This window comes from Nocardia abscessus NBRC 100374, from assembly GCF_000308455.1.
In the GTDB taxonomy this organism is placed as follows: domain Bacteria; phylum Actinomycetota; class Actinomycetes; order Mycobacteriales; family Mycobacteriaceae; genus Nocardia; species Nocardia abscessus.
This window is the reverse complement of record NZ_BAFP01000019.1, coordinates 1-19,803: the sequence shown is the minus strand read 5'-3', so window position 1 is coordinate 19,803 and position 19,803 is coordinate 1. Positions and strand designations below refer to the sequence as shown.

Annotated in this window: 19 protein-coding genes; 7 read left to right on the top strand and 12 right to left on the bottom strand. The window is 67.9% G+C overall.

All coding sequences use genetic code 11. The annotated features are described in order from the left end of the window. Positions 1-182 precede the first annotated feature (182 nt). Entirely contained in the window at positions 183-1,580 is a 1,398-nt protein-coding gene (gene gad / locus ON19_RS03265; protein WP_043686477.1) for a glutamate decarboxylase, read from the top strand. A 114-nt stretch (positions 1,581-1,694) separates the two neighbouring features. On the opposite strand, the gene ON19_RS03260 is transcribed toward gad, so the two are convergent. From ON19_RS03260 to ON19_RS03250, 3 genes are all read right to left on the bottom strand, one after another. Then, positions 1,695-2,396: a DUF2334 domain-containing protein gene (locus ON19_RS03260; RefSeq protein WP_043686563.1), complete on the bottom strand. Its 702-nt coding sequence runs from the start codon at positions 2,394-2,396 to the stop codon at positions 1,695-1,697. Between the two features lie 154 nt (positions 2,397-2,550). Next, positions 2,551-4,713, bottom strand: coding sequence for a S9 family peptidase (locus ON19_RS03255; RefSeq protein WP_227954590.1), 2,163 nt, complete (start codon positions 4,711-4,713; stop codon positions 2,551-2,553). A 10-nt stretch (positions 4,714-4,723) separates the two neighbouring features. Next, positions 4,724-5,095 carry a MerR family transcriptional regulator gene (locus tag ON19_RS03250; protein WP_043686475.1) on the bottom strand — a complete coding sequence of 124 codons (372 nt, stop codon included), beginning with the start codon at positions 5,093-5,095 and terminating at the stop codon, positions 4,724-4,726. 46 nt (positions 5,096-5,141) lie between these two features. Between ON19_RS03250 and ON19_RS03245 the strand changes: the two genes are divergently transcribed. Continuing rightward, a complete protein-coding gene (locus tag ON19_RS03245; protein WP_043686471.1) occupies positions 5,142-6,230 on the top strand; it encodes an alkene reductase in 1,089 nt (362 codons plus the stop codon). Positions 6,231-6,489: 259 nt separating this feature from the next. Here ON19_RS03245 and ON19_RS03240 read toward each other — a convergent pair whose 3' ends face one another. The 4 genes from ON19_RS03240 to ON19_RS43550 form a co-directional block, all read right to left on the bottom strand. Continuing rightward, positions 6,490-6,912, bottom strand: a complete 423-nt coding sequence (locus ON19_RS03240) for an HIT family protein (RefSeq protein ID WP_043686468.1) — start codon at positions 6,910-6,912, stop codon at positions 6,490-6,492. A 141-nt stretch (positions 6,913-7,053) separates the two neighbouring features. Then, positions 7,054-7,911, bottom strand: a complete 858-nt coding sequence (locus tag ON19_RS03235; RefSeq protein WP_043686465.1) for a helix-turn-helix domain-containing protein — start codon at positions 7,909-7,911, stop codon at positions 7,054-7,056. Then, positions 7,908-8,441, bottom strand: coding sequence for a DUF6879 family protein (locus ON19_RS03230; protein WP_043686461.1), 534 nt, complete (start codon positions 8,439-8,441; stop codon positions 7,908-7,910). The genes ON19_RS03235 and ON19_RS03230 overlap by 4 nt, the downstream gene beginning before the upstream one ends. Beyond that, entirely contained in the window at positions 8,422-8,634 is a 213-nt protein-coding gene (locus tag ON19_RS43550) for a hypothetical protein (RefSeq protein WP_227954589.1), read from the bottom strand. The genes ON19_RS03230 and ON19_RS43550 overlap by 20 nt, the downstream gene beginning before the upstream one ends. An 801-nt stretch (positions 8,635-9,435) precedes the next feature. On the opposite strand from ON19_RS43550, the gene ON19_RS41615 reads away from it, so the two are divergent. After that, a complete protein-coding gene (locus tag ON19_RS41615) occupies positions 9,436-9,912 on the top strand; it encodes a hypothetical protein (RefSeq protein ID WP_157229576.1) in 477 nt (158 codons plus the stop codon). A 9-nt stretch (positions 9,913-9,921) separates the two neighbouring features. Beyond that, positions 9,922-10,221, top strand: coding sequence for a hypothetical protein (locus tag ON19_RS41610; protein WP_157229575.1), 300 nt, complete (start codon positions 9,922-9,924; stop codon positions 10,219-10,221). Positions 10,222-10,420: 199 nt separating this feature from the next. On the opposite strand, the gene purB is transcribed toward ON19_RS41610, so the two are convergent. The 3 genes from purB to ON19_RS03210 form a co-directional block, all read right to left on the bottom strand. Then, positions 10,421-11,842, bottom strand: a complete 1,422-nt coding sequence (gene purB / locus ON19_RS03220) for an adenylosuccinate lyase (RefSeq protein ID WP_043686458.1) — start codon at positions 11,840-11,842, stop codon at positions 10,421-10,423. A gap of 6 nt (positions 11,843-11,848) precedes the next feature. After that, positions 11,849-12,547, bottom strand: a complete 699-nt coding sequence (locus ON19_RS03215; protein ID WP_043686453.1) for a TetR/AcrR family transcriptional regulator — start codon at positions 12,545-12,547, stop codon at positions 11,849-11,851. Between the two features lie 128 nt (positions 12,548-12,675). Further along, on the bottom strand, positions 12,676-13,845 hold the full coding sequence (locus tag ON19_RS03210) for a pyridoxal phosphate-dependent aminotransferase (RefSeq protein WP_086006585.1): 1,170 nt from the start codon (positions 13,843-13,845) through the stop codon (positions 12,676-12,678). Positions 13,846-13,898: 53 nt separating this feature from the next. On the opposite strand from ON19_RS03210, the gene ON19_RS03205 reads away from it, so the two are divergent. After that, positions 13,899-14,882: a M23 family metallopeptidase gene (locus ON19_RS03205; protein ID WP_043686558.1), complete on the top strand. Its 984-nt coding sequence runs from the start codon at positions 13,899-13,901 to the stop codon at positions 14,880-14,882. A 108-nt stretch (positions 14,883-14,990) separates the two neighbouring features. On the opposite strand, the gene purD is transcribed toward ON19_RS03205, so the two are convergent. After that, positions 14,991-16,262, bottom strand: a complete 1,272-nt coding sequence (gene purD / locus ON19_RS03200; RefSeq protein WP_043686446.1) for a phosphoribosylamine--glycine ligase — start codon at positions 16,260-16,262, stop codon at positions 14,991-14,993. 180 nt (positions 16,263-16,442) lie between these two features. Between purD and ON19_RS03195 the strand changes: the two genes are divergently transcribed. Further along, positions 16,443-16,820, top strand: coding sequence for a PH domain-containing protein (locus tag ON19_RS03195; RefSeq protein ID WP_043686442.1), 378 nt, complete (start codon positions 16,443-16,445; stop codon positions 16,818-16,820). A gap of 50 nt (positions 16,821-16,870) precedes the next feature. Then, the gene (locus ON19_RS03190) at positions 16,871-17,296 is read left to right on the top strand and encodes an HIT family protein (RefSeq protein WP_043686439.1); all 426 of its coding nucleotides are present in this window, start codon (positions 16,871-16,873) and stop codon (positions 17,294-17,296) included. A 115-nt stretch (positions 17,297-17,411) separates the two neighbouring features. Here ON19_RS03190 and ON19_RS39905 read toward each other — a convergent pair whose 3' ends face one another. After that, the gene (locus ON19_RS39905) at positions 17,412-19,121 is read right to left on the bottom strand and encodes a glycoside hydrolase domain-containing protein (RefSeq protein WP_083899107.1); all 1,710 of its coding nucleotides are present in this window, start codon (positions 19,119-19,121) and stop codon (positions 17,412-17,414) included. Between the last annotated feature and the right edge of the window lie 682 nt (positions 19,122-19,803).

Below are 19,803 nucleotides of genomic sequence, written 5' to 3'. Positions count from 1 at the left end.
AAGTTCGCACCGCCGGTCGGGTCTTCGCGCCCGCACTGCCCGCAGCGCGGAATCCGAGGTATGCGCGAAGTGCGTCCGGCGACGGGAAGGGTGTGCCAAGCTGGGAATCGAGACTGCTGAGCAAACTATTGGCATTCTCCTAGGGCACACCCGCACACCAGTCCAACCGGGAGGCCGTTGTCATGTCCGAAGGAGCCGATGACCTGTTCGCCCTGCCGGGACTCAGCCGGTCCGCGCCGCGGGGCGGTTTTCCGGCGCACGAGATGTTTCCCCAGGTCGCTTACGAGATCGTGCACGACGAGCTGATGCTCGACGGCGTGTCCAGGATGAACCTGGCCACCTTCTGCACCACGTGGGTGGACGATCAGGCACGCAGGCTGATGTCCGAATGCCTGGACAAGAACATCGTCGACAAGGACGAGTACCCGCAGACGGCCGAACTGGAGCGCCGCGCCGTCCGGATGGTCGCCGACCTGTGGCACGCGCCGGACCCGGCCACCACGCACGGCACCTCGACCATCGGGTCCAGCGAGGCGGCCATGCTCGGCGGCCTCGCGGCAAAGTTCCGCTGGCGCAAGGGCGGCGGCACCGGCACGCCCAATTTCGTCTGCGGTCCGGTACAGGTCTGCTGGGAGAAATTCGCACGCTACTTCGATGTGGAGATCCGGCAGATCCCGCTGCGCGGCGACCGGCTCACCATGCACCCCGACGATCTAGCGGAGCATTGCGACGCGAACACCATGATGGTCGTCCCCACGTTCGGCCAGACCTACACCGGACTGTTCGAAGACGTCGCCCGCGTCAGCGCGGCGCTGGACGCGTTGCAGCGCGAGAAGGGCTGGGACATCCCGATCCACGTCGACGCGGCGAGCGGCGGTTTCCTCGCCCCCTTCACCGCACCGGATCTGGTCTGGGACTTCCGCCTGCCCCGGGTGAAGTCGATCAACGCCTCGGGTCACAAGACCGGGCTGGCGCCGCTCGGCGCGGGCTGGGCGATCTGGCGCGACGCCGCCGACCTGCCCGAGGAGTTGATCTTCGACGTCGACTATCTCGGCGGCAGCATGGCCACCTTCAACCTGAACTTCTCCCGGCCCGGCGGGCAGGCGATCACCCAGTACTACGAATTCATCCGGTTGGGGCGCGCCGGCTATGCGAGGGTGCAGTCCGCGATCTATCGGGTGGCGCAGCACCTGGCCGCGGGATTGCGCGGGCTCGAAGTCTTCGAGTTGATCCACGACGGTGACCCACAGCGTGGCATCACGGCGGTGTGCTGGCGGCTGAGCGGGGATCCCGGCTGGAACCTCTACGACCTCTCCGACCGGCTGCGCTCCCGAGGGTGGCTGATCGCGGCGTATCCGCTGCCCGCCGACCGGGGCGACGAGACCGTCATGCGCGCGGTACTGCGCCACGGCTTCACCATCGACATGGCCGACCTGCTGCTCGCCGATCTCGCCCGCTGCATGCGACAGCTGCGGCAGCGACCGTTCTCCACCTCGCTCACGCGCGAGGAGGCGGGCGGCTTCACACACAGCGCGTCGCCTGCCGTACCGCAGACGACGATCGCCGCGTCCCGGTCGTGACAGCGCCGCCGCCCGGCTACGCCATTCGCGGGCGGCGGCGCCGATCGGTCGCGCGAAAGCGGTCCCGACCGGCCGCGGGCGACGGTGCCGACACACCGTGCGCCGCGGCGTCAGTCATGCGGCTCGAACGACAGGGAAGGGCTCCCACCGGTAGGTCGTGCCTGCCGCCCCGTGGTACTGCGCCAAGTCGACGGCGTCGAGCATGGCCTGCCTCGGGCCGGAACGCGCCAGCTGGGCGGCGGACACGGCCAGCCGCAGCACCCCGCCGCGACGCGCCGTGCGCGCGGCGCCCATGACCAGGGCCCGGCACCACCACGGCTCCGCGCGGAATCCTTCGCCGATGCCGTACACCCTGGACTTCTGCGCCACATTGCGCTCCAGGTCGACGATCGAGGTGAGACCGAGCGCCAACCGGAACCCGACCTCGGGCAGCACGGCGAGCGCGCCCGCCGAGGCATCCCAGCGCGGGGCGGCGAACAGCCGGGTGCGCAGGTCGACCTGCTCCAGCACCCGGTCCGCCGCGGTCAACCGCAGCTTCGCCTCGTGCCCGGGCAGCGCGGCGAACTCGGCGCGCCGCCGCTTGGTGGCAGCCTGGTCGTAGCCGTGCAGCACGATCGCGTCGCCGCGAGCCCGCCGCCCGCGCAGCCAGGCCTGCGTCGCCGGGTCGTCGAGCAACCGGTACTTGCCCTTCAGCCGCGGCGCGACCAGCAGCGAGAGCGGCACGCCGCGCCGATCCATCTGTTCGGCGAACTCCATCGCCGTGTCCCGGGTGGTGTCCTTGATCCCGGAAATGGAGACGATCAGCTCAGCGTTCATGAACCTACGGTGCCAGCCGCACATGTCCTCGACATGCAGGCCGCGTGACCAGGTGGCGAACACTCCGTCACGCCTGTGTCGAGCCCTCGCCCCGCCCGCGGCGCGCCGCCGTCATCCGCACGCCACCGGTTCGACCGGCAGCGATCCCGGTCCGCTACGCGTCGGCGAGACCGACCGTGTCGAGTACCCAGGCGTGTTCGAAGGCCACTTCCCGCCACTTCTCGTAGCGTCCGCTGACTCCGCCGTGACCCGCGCTCATCTCGGTCTTCAGCAGCAGCGGCGCGTCGCCGGTCGCGGTAGCGCGCAGCTTGGCGATCCACTTCGCCGGCTCGACGTAGAGCACGCGAGTGTCGTTCAGGCTGGTGATGGCCAGGATCGCCGGGTAGTCCTCGGCCGCGACGTTCTCATACGGCGAGTAGGACTTCATGTACTCGTAGACGTCCTTGTCCGCCAGCGGGTTGCCCCACTCGTCCCACTCGATGACGGTCAGCGGGAGCGACGGGTCCAGGATCGAGGTGAGCGGATCGACGAACGGCACGTTGGCCAGGATGCCCGCGAACAACTCGGGGGCGAGGTTCGCCACCGCGCCGACCAGCAAGCCGCCCGCACTGCCGCCGTCGGCGATCATCCGGTCCGCGGCGGTGGCCCCGGTGGCGATCAGATGCCGTGCGGCGGCCACGAAGTCGGTGAAGGTGTTCTTCTTGGTGAGCGTCTTGCCGTGCTCGTACCAGAGCCTGCCCATCTCACCGCCGCCGCGCACGTGCGCGACCGCGAAGACCATGCCGCGGTCCAGCAGCGACAGGCGGGCGACCGAGAAGGACGGGTCGATGCTCGCCTCGTAGGAGCCGTAGCCGTAGAGCAGCAACGGCTTCGGCCCGTCGGCGGCCGTCGTCTTCTTGCGCACCAGCGAGATCGGAATCCGGGTGCCGTCCTCGGCGACCGCCCAGTCCCGCTGCTGTTCGTAATCGTTCGCGTCGTAGCCGCCGAGCACGGGCTGTTCCTTGCGCAACAGCAGCTCACCGGTGGCCGGGACGTAGTCGAACACCTGCATCGGCGTGATGAACGAGGTCAGCCCGATGCGCAAGGTCGGCTGGGCCCACTCCGGATTGGAGCCGACGCCGACCGCGAAGAGTTCCAGATCGAAGTCGAGTTCGCATCGCTCGCCGTAGCCCGACTCGGTCAGCGGCCATACCGCGATCCGGGTGAGCGCCTCGCGCCGGTAGCTGAGCACCAGGTGGTCGCCGAACGCGTCGATGTCCTCGAGCCGCACGTCGTCGCGATGCCCGATCAGCTGGGTCAGGTTCGACGGATCATCGACCGGCGCTTCGGCGAGCACGAAGTTCTCCGCCTTGACGCCGTCCACCACGTCGTTGTGCAGGATCAGGAACCGGTCCGCGCCGCCGATCACCGCGTGCTCGGCGGAGTACTCGACGCCCTCCCGGCGGGGCAGCAGGACGCGGAACTCGCCCTCGGGATCGTCGGATTCCAGCACCCAGCCTTCGCTGGTGATCTTGGAACCGACCCAGATCATCAGGTATTTCTCCGAGCGGGTCGCGCCGATGCTCACCCAATAGCGCTCGTCCGGCTCGTGGAACACCTTGACGTCGGGATCGGTGCTGCCGAGCCGGTGCCGCCACACCGTGTCGGGCCGCCAGGACTCGTCGACGGTCTGATAGAAGACGTGGCTGCCGTCCAGCGACCAGGTCGCGCCAGGAGCGGTGCCCGCGATCTCGTCGCCGAGCAGTTCCCCGGTGCGCAGGTCCTTGAAGCGCAGCACGTACCGCTCGTCGCCGACGTTGTCCACCGAGTAGGCGAGCAGGGTGCCGTCATGGCTGATCGAGAACGCGCCGAGCGCGAAGAAATCGTGGCCCTCGGCCAGCTCGTTGCTGTCCAGCAGCACTTCCTCGCCCGGGACCTCGGTCTCGGCCTCGAGCTGCGGCGGGGTCCAGGCGTCGATGCCCGCGGCGATCGGGCACCGGCAGTGCACGCCGTACTGCTTGCCCTCGAAGCTGCGCGAGTAGTACCAGTAGTCGCCGAGGCGGGTGGGTACCGAGAGGTCGGTCTCCTGGGTGCGCGCCTTGATCTCGTCGAAGATCGTCTCGCGCAACGTGCCGAGGTGCTCGGTCTGCGCCTCGGTGTAGGCGTTCTCCGCCTCCAGGTAGGCGATGACGTCGGGATTCTCCTTCTCCCGCAGCCACTCGTACTCGTCGACGAAGACGTCGCCGTGGTGTATCCGCTCGCTGGGCACCGTCTTGGCGACCGGCGGCGCCACCGCGCCGCTACCGGGTTCGGAGATCGTTGAGCTGTCGAGAGCCATGGCGTACACCCTACTGTTCGGTGGCCGCGCCGCCCGCAGCTCGGATGATGCCGTCGAGCACGTCACTGGTCCGGCGCAGATCGCGCATCGCCTGATCGATCCTGGCGCGCTCCTCGGTGAGCTTTTCCACCAGGAACGGCGTTGCGCGGGCGTTGGGGGTGCCGTCGACGTCGTGGATGCACGGCAGCAGTTCGCCGATCGTGTCGCTGTGCAGGCCCGCCGCGAACATCTCCTGGATGCGCCTGACCCGGTCAACCGCCGCCTCCGGGTACTCCCGCTGGCCGCCGGAGGTCCGCTGCGCGGCCAGCAGACCCCTTGCCTCGTAGTACCGCAGCGACCGGACGCTCACGCCGGTTCGCTCGGCCAGTTCACCGATCCGCACACTCGCTCCTTGACCTAACATCGATGTCAGGTTTTACGGTACAGCCATGCTGCTGTTGACCGAATACCGCAACCACCCGCTCGACCTGCCCAACCGGATCGTCATGTCGCCGATGACCCGGTTGCGCTCGCTGCCCGACGGCTCGCCGACCAGCGATGTCGCCGACTACTACGCCCAGCGCGCGACGGCCGGGCTCATCGTCACCGAGGGCATCTGGCCGCATTCGACCGGACAGAGCGAAGCGTGGGTGCCCGGATTGCAGACGTCCGCGCACGTCGAGGCCTGGCGCCGGGTCACCGAGGCCGTGCACGCGCGGGGCGGACGGATCTTCGCGCAGCTCATGCACGGCGGACGCAAGGGCCACCCGCTCGCGCGGATCGATGGGTCCTGGCCCGCCGGACCGTCGGCGGTAGTCGACGAGGACCGGGTGCATCTCATCGCGGGCGGCAAGGCCGATCCGATCACGCCCGCCGCGCTCGACCACGCCGATATCGCCGCCGCCGTGCGCCATTACGCCGCCGCCGCGCGCAATGCCGTGGCCGCCGGCTTCGCCGGAGTCGAGATCCACGCCGCCAACAGCTATCTCCCGCACCAGTTCCTCGCCGACAACACCAACCTGCGCGACGACGAGTACGGCGGTTCGATCGTCAACCGCATGCGGCTGCCCCTGGCGGTGGTGGACGCGGTGACCGAGGCGATCGGCGCCCACCGCACCGCCATCCGGCTCTCGCCGGGCAACCCGCAGTTCAACATGTCCGAGGCCGATCCAGCCCCGCTCTACCGCGCACTCGTCACCGAACTCGACCGGCGCGGCCTGGCCTACCTGCACCTCACCGACAACGACCACTACCGGGCGCTGCACGACCTGCGGCCGCGCTGGCACGGCACGCTGATCGCGAACATCGGCGAGAATCGCGCGCCGACCACGGCGGCGGGCGCGGAACAGGTGCTGCAGGCGGGGCTGGCCGACCTGGTCTCGTTCGGCCGGTCGTTCATCGCCAATCCCGATCTCGTACACCGCATCCGCTACGACCTGCCGCTGGCTCCCCTCCGCGAAGAGCTGCTGTACGGCCGCACCGCCGAGGGTTACAGCGACTACCCGAACTGGACGGCGGCCGAATTGGTGCGCGACTAGGTAGTCGCCGCTCGGCGATCTCCTGCACCGTCACCGCCGTCTCCGTGGGTGACGACATGCGCGTGGCCCGGATCGGCGCGGTTTCGTCGCCGCGCTCAGGCGTGCCCAGGACATGTCGATCGTCCCCGGGCCGGGTGCTCGGCTTCCCGGGTCCCCGGCCCGGCGGTTCGCCGCCGCTATTCGCAAGTTGCGGTGCGCCGCGGCTGGCAGACCTGCCACTTGCCCGTGCGAATACGGTGTGGAACGCAGCGATACGGGCTCAATCCTTCAGCGCACCCCGGATTGATCCGGCGAGATAGTCCAGATCCTCCCGCCGCGGACTGGTCGGACGGCCGCGCAGCCCGAACCCATCGCCCGGAGTACGCGGGATGACGTGCAGATGCACGTGGAAGACCTCCTGCCCGGCCGTCACCCCGTCCGCCAGAAAGAAATTGACCCCGTCACACCCCACCTCACTGGTCCGCAGCGCCGCCGCCAGCCGCTGCCCCACCTGGAACAATTTCCCCCCGATGACGGGATCCAGCTCGGCGAGACTGCGCGCCGCCACCTTCGGCACCACCAGCAGATGCCCCGGCGTCATCGGCCTGGTGTCCATGAACGCCACGACATCGTCGTCCTCGTAGACCTTGCTCGACGGGGCCCGCCCAGCAACGATATCGGCGAAAATCGTGTAGGGATTCATAAGCCGCAGCCTATGCGCTCCCCAGCGCGGCGCCGCGCGTGTTTGTCGTCCTCACAGGTGCCGGGCCAGCGGCAGTCGCATCGACACCGGTCGAGGCCAAGGCGTGCGGCTTCGCCACCGCCCGCTGCCGCGGATGCTCTTTCATGCTCGGCCCGGTCGGGCAGCTCCGGTGCGTCGTTCAAGGGCTGAAGTGATCAGATAGCGCGCCTGCTTGCCGGTCACGGACTGATGGGACAAGACGTCGAATGCGCGCCCATACAGTGCGACTTCCCGTGGCTGAGCGATGGTCAGCTCGGCCGTGTGCCCTTCGACTTTGACCATCCGGTTGTCGAACATGGTGAAATTCTCCAGGACAACCTTGGCCTCGGCTGTCAGCGGCACGATCCCGAACGTGACTCGCGGCATGCCGATAATCGAGTGCAATCGATCGAGTTGGCCGCGCATCACATCGTCATCGCCAACGGTTGTGTAGAGGGACCGCTCGCTGATGACGAAGTGGAATCGGTGATCCCTGCGGTACAGGACTTGTTGCCGCTCGATACGTTTAGACACGCCTGCGTCGAGGTCGTTGGGCAGGTGGTAGAACTCGATGACACTGCGCAGCTTGGCCTCGGCGTACTCGGCGGTTTGCAGCAGGCCGGGAATGATCTGCGGATCGTAAGTGCGAATCAGCTTCGCTTCCGCTTCGAGCTTGGCATACAACTGCTGTCCGCGCTTGACCCCTGCGCTGAGTAGACGACGGTACTCGAGATATGCGGCGTCGATATTGTGCAGCGTGGCAAGCAGGTCGGGCAGCTGTTCGTGCGCCCGACAGTGGTTGCAGTAGGCACGGATATCGTCGCTCGAAGGCGTGTTCCTCCCGTGCTCGATGCGGGAAACCTTCGACTCGTGCCAGCCCTCGCGGGAGGCAAGCTCTCGGCCGCTGATACCGGCATCACGCCGGATTTCCCGAAGCCTCTGGCCGAGAGCTTCCCTCGCGTCTTGAACAGAATCAGTCACCGCTGGATGCTGACCGAAGCGGCGAACTCGGTATACGGGATGGCCAGATCCCAGAGCCTTTGCCTGACGAGCCGGCAATATGCCGCGACGCCGGGATCGTTGGTCACTGCCGCGCCGGCCGGCTGGCCGATGGCGTCGACGAGGTTGAACGCCACCAGCTCGTCATCGACCAACCACCAGTCATCGGGAGGCACCTCTCCCGCGAGATGCCTGAGAACATAACGAATGTCCTCGCCGGCACGCACGCTACTTCCAGCCACGGACAGCAACCACCGTTGATAGCCGGAAAGGGGTTCGGTTACCACCCGGATGCGGCTCATCGTGACCCCGCGATCGGCGAGTGCTGCAATCAGTTCGATCCAGTCGTTCTTGTCGTAGCCGTCTGGCGGCTCCGGTTCGCCTGCGAGGAACCGCCGCAGCGGTGCAGACTCCTCCGGCTCGGCGTAGGAATCCCGGACTTCCAGGTGAAACGCTGAACGCTGGGCGCCCTCGAATAGCTCCAGCCAACGATCATCCGAGCGAAGTTCCACCGTAGTAGTTCCTTTCAGCCTTCGGCACTTCGATGGCTGTTTCGTTGTCCTCCAGCACCAGCTGACTCAGAGTTTCATGGTCGGTGATGGGGCGACCAGTCAACCTGAACGTCCCCCTGCCTGTGTCGATCATCGTCGCGCCGATGAACGTGTCCGGCTCAGCGAAGCCGGTCAACAGGTGCGGAATCTCCACTATCTCAGGCTCCCCGGTCCGCCATCCCTGGACGAGGTAACTTCCTTGGGCAGTCGCGTACAAGGATGGGCACCCTGTCTTATCGGAGCCACCTTTGCCGAGAAATCGTAAGTTCATGATCAAGTCCCTCCCTACATGTTTGTGCATGCTTGCACCGACATAACTCATGATCCGCCACGCTTGCGCGACATGCACCCTGTTGGTCGAATGCGCGCAAGTTTGCGCAAGTTCGTAGACCTGGCGGATGTCGCTCCCTAACGTCGAATCCGAGCACTCGCCGTCGGGGCGGTGCCGGAGCCCTCATCAATTCACAGAGCCCCCGGCGGCGAGTGTCACACCATCGCGGCTGCCCGCCGGAATGTCGGCGGAATACTTCGCAGCCCTCCGTGAATGGGCGGAGGCCCCAGAATCGTCCCGGAGCCGGGGTGCCGGCTCCTCCGGCTCCGGTGACTCCCAACCCATAAATGACATGAGGACTAATACGGCAATGGGTTTCAATTGGTGGCAAGACGACGTCGATCCATCGGAGCAGGGGAACGTCCAAGACATCGTCGATCGCGTCCAAGCCGAGTGGAGAGCCAGCCAACGGGGGCCGACGGGCTGGCCTCATGCAGCCCCCGTGTGGCCCTTCAGCGCCGAAGAAGCCCACGCGACCATGCAGCAGCACCGCGGCTGCCGCGCCACGGAGTGCCCACGCAAGGAAGCGGCGCGCCAAACGCTGATCAGCGCCGGACGCATGAAGCCGGACACATCACGGGAGTACTGAGCGGAGCAGACGCTCAGGCAAAAAAGGGGAATCTAGTGCACAACAGCATATTTAGACTCGTAGTTGTCCTCAGCGCTGCGGGCGCGTTCGCCCTCACAGGTGGCAACGTCGTCAATGCCAGTCCCGGCGGACCATCGGTCACACAGGCGAAGAAGACCCTCTGCGACAACGGATTCAGCTTCTCCAAGCCGACGATCGTACGGCCCGAGGTACACGCCGATGGGTGGGCACAGTGCGATCGGCCTACCGATGGTGGGGACCCGGCGCTGACGCACAACTACTACCTGAGCCTGCAACGACGGAACTCCTCTGGCTCGTGGGAGTTCGTCGGCCAGCATGTGAAGACCAGTCTGGTGCCGTGGTCACGCCAGACCTACACCGCTACCGCGCCATGCGTCCCCGGACTCTGGCGGATGTACTCCTCGGTGAGCGGTACGATCCAGGGCAGGCCGTATGGTCCGATCGAGACCACCTCCCAAGAGCGTGTTGTCAGCGCGGTGGACTGCGGATAGAGGGATGACATGGGTTTGCCGAATGGGCGACGTTACGCCGAGTACGACGGTCCGGTCACTGTACGAGATCGGGTGATCGGTGTCGCGAGGGCATTGTCTCGCCCCCGCCCGCGACGGCAGTTGCACCCAGACGACACGGGTGGCGGATACACGCTGCATCGCGAGGTCGGCTGGTGGACTGTCCGGCCTGTGTCCGGTTGGGGTGCGCGGCGCTGGGTCAGCAAGCCGAAGTACGCGACTCGGACCATTCCGGGAACCGATCGCGAGGAAGCGCTGACCTGGATGTGCACGAAGCTGGGCGTGTTCTGACCCGGTAAAGATCCCGGAAACGCAAAAAGAGCCCCCACCCGCGATCCCTCGGATTCACACGGTCGTCGCAGCACTCTCGGTTGGAGAGGTTGCGGCGACCGTGTCGTTGTCTGTGGACGTCGCTGAGTATGCGCTGTGGCCGTTGAACGCACGGTTTCGCGGAATGACGAGCCGCTTCGCCGCAGAAGCCTCAGTTCCGCTACAAGATCGGCGACGGCGAATACCGCGCCGCCTCCGGGTGGCGGTCGACGAGTTTCTGCACCTGGCCGATGACGTCGGCGACCTGGGCTTCGGCGGCGCCGACGAAGGCGGACTTGTCGGCCAGCGCCGCGTCGAGGGCGGCGCGATCGAGCGGGAGGCGCGCGTCGGTGGCGAGACGGTCCAACAGGTCGGGTTCGCGGCCCTGCTCGCGCATGGCCAGCGCGACCGCGACGGCGTGCTCCTTGATGACCTCGTGCGCGGTCTCCCGTCCGACGCCGGCGCGCACGGCCGCCATGAGGATGCGGGTGGTGGCGAGGAAGGGCAGGTACCGGTCCAGTTCGCGGGCGATGACGGCCGGGTAGGCGCCGAACTCGGCCAGGACGGTGAGGAAGGTCTCCATCATCCCGTCGAGGGCGAAGAACGCGTCCGGCAGCGCGACGCGGCGGACCACCGAGCAGAACACGTCGCCCTCGTTCCACTGGGCGCCCGCCAGCTCGGCCGCCATCGAGGCGTAACCGCGCAGCACCACCTGCAAGCCGTTGACCCGTTCGCAGGAGCGGGTGTTCATCTTGTGCGGCATCGCCGAGCTGCCCACCTGCCCGGGCTGGAAGCCCTCGGTGACCAGCTCGTGCCCGGCCATCAGCCGGATGGTGTGCGCGAACGAGGACGGGCCCGCGCCCACCTGCACCAGAGCGGAGAGCACGTCGTGGTCCAGCGATCGCGGATAGACCTGGCCGACGCTGGTGAGCACGGTCGCGAAGCCCAGATGCCTGGCCACCTGCTGCTCCAGCCGGGCGAGCTTGGCCGGGTCGCCGCCGAGCAGGTCGAGCATGTCCTGCGCGGTGCCCATCGGGCCCTTGATCCCGCGCAGCGGATAACGGTCGATGAGTTCACGCAGCCGGGACAGCGCGATCAGCAGTTCGTCGGCCGCGGAGGCGAACCGCTTGCCGAGCGTGGTGGCCTGCGCCGCGACGTTGTGCGAGCGGCCCGCCATCACGAGTGCCTGGTACTCGGCGGCGCGCTCGGCCAGCCGCGCGGCGATCGCGACGCCGTGCGCGTGCACGTGCTCGAGCGAGAGCCGGATCTGCAGCTGCTCCACGTTCTCGGTGAGGTCGCGGCTGGTCATGCCCTTGTGCACGTGCTCGTGCCCGGCCAGCGCGTTGAATTCCTCGATCCGCGCCTTCACGTCGTGCCGGGTGACCCGCTCGCGTTCGGCGATCGAGGCGAGGTCGACCTCGTCGAGCACCCGCTCGTAGTCCGCGACCACCCCGTCCGGCACCGCTACGCCCAGCTCCGCCTGCGCCCGCAACACCTCCAGCCACAGTCGCCGCTCGAGCACGACCTTGTGCTCCGGCGACCACAGGTGCACCAGCTCCGGGCTGGCGTAACGGGTGGCGAGGACATTGGGGACAAGACTCACGTCGGGTCAGTCTAGTGCCCGGTAGCGGTCCACTTGCGCAGGTGTGGCGCGCACGGGGCCGTCCGTGGTCACGTAGGCCGCCGTCTCGGGGGCCGATCCCCGTGCGGGCGGCGCGACGATGTCGATCACCTCGAGCAGGGCACCCCGGGCCATCCGCCGCGGTTCGGGGTCCATCTCGGTGAGCGCGGCGACCACCGCTCCGTCCACCACGGCGACCAGCCTGCGCAGTTGTTCGGGCCGCACCATCCGGTCCGACCGGCGCAGCACGTCGGCGAGCAGTTCGTCCAGCTGGGCGCGCAGCCGTAACTGCACTTCGCGCAATTCCGGGTGCCGCGCCGAGGCGACCGAACGCTCGTAGCGGGCGATCAGCTGCCCGCGTGCGCCTTCGTCGGCGCCGTCGGCCCCCACCAGCAGGTCGAGTACCAGGTCGACGGTCGCCTCCGCGCCGCGGCGACGGTGGCTCACCTCGCCGACCCGCCTGCGCATCGCGTCCAGCTCGGCGTTGCCGCTGAACTCGACCGCCCGCGCGATCAGGTCGTCGAGGGATTCGAAGTAGTAGGTGGTCGACGCCAGGGGCAGATCAGCGCGCGTCGCAACCGAACGATGCCGCACCGCCTCGAACCCGCCTTCGAGCAGGAGTTCGGCAGCGGCGGCTATCAAAGCCTGGCGACGCCGTTCGCCTTTCGGGGTCGTCGCGGTGATCACCGTGCCATCGTGCCAGTCGTCATCAGTTCTTCCAGGGGAAATCAGCGAGGAAAAGCAACCATCGTTGTTTTACCGCATCCGCGCGGCCAGGGTGCCGAACTGCGGAAAGTTCTTGCCCGGCAGGGCTTTCATACACCTAGATAGTGCCCTAGACGCAGCAGCGCCGCCTCGATGTCGGCGGTGGCTCCGGCGAAGGAGAAACGAACCGTCCGGTGTCCGTTGACGGTGTCGAAATCCACCCCCGGCGCGAGCGCGACGCCCGTGTGGTTGAGCACGTCGGCGCACCAGGCCCGGGAGTCGTCGGTGAGGTGACCGATGTCGGCATAGGCGTAGAAGGCGCCGTCGGCCGGGGCGAGGTCGCTGATGCCCAGCTTCGGCAGTCCATCGAGCAGCAACCGCCGGTTCACCGCGTACCGCCGCACGTGCCCGTCGAGTTCTTCCTTGGCCTCCGCCCCGAAAGCGTGCAGCGCGGCGTACTGCGAAATGGCGGGTGGGCACACCGTCAGGTTCGAGGCCAATCGCTGCAGGGCAGGCCGCAGCCCCGTCGGCACCAGCATCCAACCCAGCCGCCAGCCCGTCATGGAGAAGTACTTGGAGACCGAGCCGATCACGACGGATTCCCGCGAGGTCTCCCACGCCGAGGAGGTCGCGCTGTCGGCGCCCGCGCTGTCGTAGGTGATGCCGTGGTAGATCTCGTCGGAGATCAGCAGGGTGCCGTGCTCCTCGCACCAGCGGGCCACGGCGGCGAGCTCGTCCGGGGCGATCATGGTGCCGGTGGGGTTGGCCGGGCTGGCCACGACCAGACCGGCGGGCGGCTCGGGGAGTGCGTCGAGCATCGCGACGGTGGGCTGGAACCTGGTCGCGGCGCCGCAGTCCAGCTCGCGCACCCGGCAGCCGAGCGCGGCGAGCGTGTTGCGATAGGCCGGATAACCGGGGCGCGCGACCACCACGGTGTCGCCCGGGTCGAACGCGGCGAGGAAGATCAGCGAGAACGCGCCGGACGAGCCGGTCGTCACCACCACGTCGTCCGGCGCGACGTGGTAACCGTAGGTTTCCCGATGGTGTTCGGCGATCGCTTCCCGGATCGCCAGGATGCCGAAAGTCTCCGTGTAACCGAGCAATTCGGACTCGATGGCCAGCCGGGTCGCGCGCAGGACCGGCGCGGGCGCGGGCGTCGACGGCTGCCCCGCAGCGAGAACGAGCACATCACCGTGGGTCCGGGCGCGTTCCGCGGCGGCTTTCCAGACATCCATCACGTAGAAAGGTGGAATGGTCGACCGGCGGGATTCTCTGGACACTCGACAGACGGTAGAGCACGCGCAACCGCACAGTCGCGGTTATGGTCGGCCTGATGCTCGATAGGTCTCGACGAGACGGGCTCGACCGAGTGCGCGGAGTTGGCGGCATCGGCGTCATTCCGCGCGATTGGCGCGCGCGCTTGCCGCGACGGGCGCGCAAGCAGCTGTTCGGGCGCGGCGGCAGGATCGATCCGCGCGCCCTGTGGGCACGCCGCCGCGACCTGCGGGCCTGGTGGGGGCGCAGGCCGGACGCCCGCGACCTGTGGCGGCGAAAACCCACCGGCGACGAGTTGCTCGCGCTGGCGCGCAAGCACAAGGTGCTCTTGGCCGGGCTCACCGCGGCCGCGGTGTTCGCCGCGGGCGACACGTCCTTCGCCGGAACGGTCACCGATCGCACTCCGGCTCCGGATCGCGCACAGCGCGTCGCCGTCGCGTATCCGCTCCAGATGCAGAACACCCCGCCCTCGGTGACCCGGTTGCTGAACGCGATCGCCAACGGTGAACGGCTGCGCGAGCAAGCGGTGGTCGCGGCTGCCGCGCGCGCGACGCTGGACCGCGCCAAGGCCGAGGCTGCCGCCGCCGTCGCGGGCGAGCGTCAGCCGTGGATGACCGGAACCGCTCCGGTGCAGCCGGGGACCATCCCGGGCACCACCGGCTTCGCCCTGCCCGCCCGCGGCATCTTCACCTCGGGCTTCGGGTCCCGCTGGGGCACGTTCCACAACGGCATCGATATCGCGGGTCCGCTCGGCACCCCGATCTACGCGGTCGCCAACGGCACGGTCATCGACGCGGGACCGGCGCAAGGCTTCGGGCTGTGGGTACGGATCCGCCACGACGACGGCAGCATCACCGTCTACGGGCACATGTACGACTTCTTCGTCTCGGTCGGCGAGCGGGTGCCCGCGGGAATGCAGATCGCCCGCATGGGCAACCGCGGCGACTCGACCGGCCCGCACCTGCACTTCGAGGTGATCGTCGGCGGACAGCACGTGGACCCGCAGCAGTGGCTGGCGCTGCGCGGACTCACTTTCGGCTGAGCCGGAACGCACGCGGCGGGTTCCCGGAGCTGCGGGAACCCCGTGCGGCGTACTGCCGAGGATCGCATCGACGGGCGCGCTCAGCCGCTGGGCGGCCCGTCCCGGCGCTCAGACCTCGATGCGGTCCTCGACGGCGGCCAAGCCGATGTCCGTGCGGTAGTGGCTGCCCGGCAGTTTGATCGCGGCGATGCGGTCGTAGGCGCGCGTACGCGCCTCGACGAGGTCGGCGCCGACGCCGACCACGTTCAGCACCCGTCCGCCCGCGGAGACCAGGGCGCCGTCTTCGCGCTGCGCGGTGCCGGCGTGCAGGACCGTCGCGTGCTCGTCCAACGCTCCCTCGCCCGCGCCCGAGATGGCGTCGCCGAGCCGCGGGCGGCCCGGGTAGTTCTCCGCGGCGAGCACCACGGTGATCGCCGAGCCGTCGCGCCAGCGCGGCGGGGCGACCTGGGCCAGCGTGCCGGTGGCCGTGGCGTGCAGCAGCTCGCCGATCGGGCTGTCCAGCAGCGCGAGCACCGCCTGCGTCTCGGGATCGCCGAAACGGCAATTGAATTCGACCACGGCGGGACCGGCCGCGCCGATCGCCAGCCCGGCGTAGAGCAGGCCCGAGAATCCGCTGCCGCGCCGCACCAATTCGGCGGCAACGGGTTTCACCACATCCTCGACGATCGCGGTGACGGTCGATTCGGGCAGCCAGGGCAGCGGGGTGTAGGCGCCCATGCCGCCGGTGTTGGGTCCGGTGTCGCCGTCACCGACGCGCTTGTGGTCCTGCGCGGGCAACAGCGGAACCACCGTCTCGCCGTCCACCAGGCAGAACAGCGACACTTCGGGGCCGTCCAGGAACGATTCCAGCAGCACCGGGTGGCCCTGCTCGAGCAGTTCGGCGCCGTGGTCGCGCGCGGCGGAGCGGTCGGCGGTCACCACCACACCCTTGCCCGCGGCGAGCCCGTCGTCCTTCACCACCCAGGTGGGGCCGAACCGGTCGAGCGCGTCGTCCAGCTCGGCGGGGTTGTCCACGACCTCGCTGTGCGCGGTGCGCACACCCGCGGCGGCCATCACGTCCTTGGCGAAGGCCTTGGAGCCCTCGATCCGGGCGGCGGCGGCCGACGGGCCGAAACAGGCGATGCCCGCCACGCGCACCGCGTCGGCGACGCCGAGCACCAGCGGGACTTCGGGGCCGATCACCACCAGGTCGGCGTCCACCTCGGTGGCCAGCGCGACCACGTCCTCGGCGGCGCACGGGTCGACCGGGTGCACCTGCGCGTGCTGGGCGATCCCGGCATTGCCGGGAGCGGCGAAGAGCGCGGTCACCGCGGGGTCCCGGCGCAGCGCCAGGACGAGGGCATGTTCACGGGCTCCGGAACCGATGACGAGTACACGCACGGCAGACAGCCTAAACGAGCCGTTGTCCGTCTTCGCCGCTGCCGGTGCGCGGGAAGGGGATGATGAATGGAGACAACGGGTGTGGGCGCATCGGGCCCACACCCGACCACTGTGTCCTTTCCGGCATGCGCGGGGGCGTGAGCGCTCCTGCCACCGGAGCACCGAAGGAAGTGCTGACAAATGGGTCTGATCGACGGACTGATGGGCAACGCCGGCCGGATCGAGCCGGGCCAGGCGCAACAGGAGTACGCCAAGCTCCTGGGCAACGGCGAACAGGTCTACGCAGCGTACTTGCTGGTCCGCGACGCGATGCTGTTCACCAACCGCCGCCTGATCCTGATCGACAAACAGGGCGTCACCGGCCGCAAGGTGAGCTACCACAGCGTTCCCTATCGCGCGATCACCCATTTCTCGGTGGAGACCGCGGGCACCTTCGATCTGGACGCCGAGCTGGCCATCTGGATCGCGGGCACCACCGAGCCCCTGTTGAAGCGGTTCAACCGGCAGGTGGACATCTACGAGGTGCAGGGCATTCTGTCGCACTTCGTCGCGGTGTAGCGCGGGCCGGTCCGGCGCCTCGGCGCACCGGCCGGTCTACGCTGCGGAACATGGCTTCTGTCTTCAGCGCGATCATCGCCGGTCAGCTTCCGGGCCGTTTCGTCTGGGAGGACGACGAGTTCGTCGGGTTCCTCACCATCGCCCCGGTCACACCCGGTCACACGCTCGTGGTGCCTCGCAAGGAGATCGACCACTGGCAGGACGTCGACGGCGACACCTTCGCCAGGTTGACCGCCGTCGCCCAGAAGATCGGCCAGGCCGTGCGCGCGGCCTGGGACGCCCCGCGGGCCGGTCTGCTGATCGCCGGACTGGAAGTGCCGCACCTGCACGTGCACGTGTTCCCGGCCTTCTCGCTCGGCGACTTCGACATCTCCGGCGCCGACCCGAATCCGAGCCCCGAGTCCCTGAACGAGGCCCAGGCCAAGATCAAGCAGGCGCTGCGCGAGCTCGGCCACAGCGCCAACGTTCCCGACTAGCCCGCCTCTCCGAGTCTTCAGGCCATACCAGTTCGTACGAAATCAGTAGTCGCCTCGGTTCCGGTAAGGGTCGCCGCTCGTCGCGGTCGACCCTTACTTCTCTTTTCTATCGCGGTCAGCTCGCAACGTCGCGCAGCGGTGTATCGACTCCGCCGACCGCGACCGTGGCCAAAGTCTGGCTGGGTGTCCAATAGATCCGGCCGTGCTCGAAATCTTGGTAGGCGCCGGTGTCCCAGGGGATCTCGTCGCTCATCGGCCAGCCCAGCGGCCCGGTCTCGTAACCCGAGCGGTTCCAGCGGTCGCGGATCGCGCCGTGCACCCAGTACACGCTGGCGCTCGATTGCCGCCGGTAGAGCGCGCCGCCCTGGAAGCCTTGCGCCTCACCCGCCACCTGGCCGTTCTCGGACAGGACGGCGCGATCGGTGATCGGGTAGCCGAGCGGACCGGCCTCCCAGCCCAATTCCTCGAATTTTCCCCACAGCGTCTCCGGGATGGCGTGCGCACCGGTGTCCGGATGCCAATAGATGTATCCGTGTTCGAATTGGGCGAAGCGGCCCGCGCCGTCGGGCGTCGTGATCTCGCCCTCCGTGATCCGGACGCCGAGCCACGGATTCGCGGCCGCGCAATCATTGATGGCGTTCGGCTCCGACCCGCCCGGCTCGCCGGTGGCGAAGCCGCGCACGTCGTCGGCGAACACGTCCCAGGGGAAATTCGGCCCGACGTCGGTGTGCGTGCCGATGCCGAGACACTCGGTGACGTACTTGTGGTCGGAGATGCCCTGGCGCCGCTGGTAAGGCGGCGCGATGACATGCGTGTCGAACCCATATTTGCGCGCGTCCTGCACCGCGAGCCAGGCCGCGATCCGAATGTCGTCGCGGATGCGCAGCCAGTCGTTCCGGCTCCACGCCACGCGGCTGCCCGCGAAGCAGAGATTGATCGTGAACGGGTTCGCGTCCAGCACCGACCAGCTGGCCAGATCGGTGTCGACCACGTCGACCACCACACGATCGCGCACCGTGTAGTGGTAGCTCACCCCATTCGCCGGATTGTTCAGATAGTTGGCCAGGCTCTCGGCCGTTCCGTTGCCTTCCTGGGTGTGCAGCAGGAAGTTCTCGATGCGCGCCCCGTGACGGCTGGACGCGGAGTTGCCCATTCGGTCCAATTCGACGTAGTCCGGCTTCTGCATCGTTCCCCCTTGATTCGGGACGGCCTTCGACCACTGGCCGTAGTCGTCGGCGAGAACTTTGTTGACATCCACCACGACGCCGGCGACCCAATCGCGGTCGATGCGGATCTGATGGAGGTGCGCGGCCGGATGGTCGCCGTTGATCGAGGCATCGCCGGACCAGTTGTGTTGCCAGAACCAGGTGGCGACGCCGTCCTCGAGCGCCCACTCGATGCATCGGGCATTGCCGTACATGCCGGTCCATTCCAACCCGACGACCGATGCCCAGCCCCGCAGAAACGGTGCGATCAGCGAATTCCACTCGTTCAGCGACGGATTCGCGTCAACGGGGGCATACAGCGGACGGAAGCCGGGGCCACCGGCCGCGAAGTGGTAATCGAGCGCGATCCGCGCATGATGCACACCCGCGTCGTAACCGCCTTTCCAGTCCGACGTCTCGCCCTTGCCGTACTGGTAATTGGTCACTATTTCCAGTCCGATGGCGCGCAATCTGTCGCAGTAATCCCGCCGCAGCGGCTTCGCACCGAAATTCGTGCCCGGACGGGAATCGCTGAAGTAGCCTATGACGCCCGCGTATCCGGCGTCCTTGATCGCTTGCGGCTCGATGAGCGCGGCGGAGAAGTCGATCAGCTCAGTCATCGCGCACCCCCTGGTTCGTACGAGCCCGCGTATCGGTCGGTGGCAACGCGTTGTATTCGTACATCTCAGCAACTTTCGGCAGATGGAGAACCCGACACAGTTGATTTTCCCGCGTATGCGCGAAGTATGCCAGTATGTTTCGTTTGTAGCTCATCCGGTGTTTGCGCGTGACCAGAACAGGCCATCGCGAGACCTGTTTGCGCACACCAGACTACAAACAGACTCGCATCCGAAAACATGCTCGTCGGTCGGTAATCAGATCTGCTGGTAGTTCGCTACCGCCCGCCATACTGGTCGGCCGCTTCGCTCCGCCATTCCGGTCGGGATACCGTGACGAATTCATCGAAGCACCTATGGAATTCGAGGGAACCCATTCGACGGCACGCCGTTCGCCGTACACGGCAACAGCTGCCCACCGCCCCGAGCCGCAGCCCTGGATTGGCCCACCGACAGCGGGAGCGGTTCATGCGAACCACCTCGGCCCTCGCCGACTGCCGAACGTGAGACTTCCCACCCGAGCCCTCCACACGACCGAGGCGCCCAGCCACCCTCGGGCCCAGCGCGCCGCACCACGCTCGCAACGGATCCCACCGGTCGCACGATGATCCAGCCGACATCATCCAGCTGACTTGACACGGCCCTACCAGTGGTCGACGCACAGCGCCCGAACAGCCCCCTGTCT

Bases quoted from the DNA above. Each gene is read 5' to 3' on its own strand.
- ON19_RS41610 (WP_157229575.1), top strand. From the start codon at position 9,922: ATGGGTTTGCCGAATGGGCGACGTTACGCCGAGTACGACGGTCCGGTC.
- ON19_RS03205 (WP_043686558.1), top strand. From the start codon at position 13,899: ATGCTCGATAGGTCTCGACGAGACGGGCTCGACCGAGTGCGCGGAGTT.
- ON19_RS03245 (WP_043686471.1), top strand. From the start codon at position 5,142: ATGCTGCTGTTGACCGAATACCGCAACCACCCGCTCGACCTGCCCAAC.
- ON19_RS03255 (WP_227954590.1), bottom strand. From the start codon at position 4,713: ATGGCTCTCGACAGCTCAACGATCTCCGAACCCGGTAGCGGCGCGGTG.
- gad (WP_043686477.1), top strand. From the start codon at position 183: ATGTCCGAAGGAGCCGATGACCTGTTCGCCCTGCCGGGACTCAGCCGG.
- ON19_RS03195 (WP_043686442.1), top strand. From the start codon at position 16,443: ATGGGTCTGATCGACGGACTGATGGGCAACGCCGGCCGGATCGAGCCG.
- ON19_RS03240 (WP_043686468.1), bottom strand. From the start codon at position 6,912: ATGAATCCCTACACGATTTTCGCCGATATCGTTGCTGGGCGGGCCCCG.
- ON19_RS03260 (WP_043686563.1), bottom strand. From the start codon at position 2,396: ATGAACGCTGAGCTGATCGTCTCCATTTCCGGGATCAAGGACACCACC.
- ON19_RS03190 (WP_043686439.1), top strand. From the start codon at position 16,871: ATGGCTTCTGTCTTCAGCGCGATCATCGCCGGTCAGCTTCCGGGCCGT.
- ON19_RS39905 (WP_083899107.1), bottom strand. From the start codon at position 19,121: ATGACTGAGCTGATCGACTTCTCCGCCGCGCTCATCGAGCCGCAAGCG.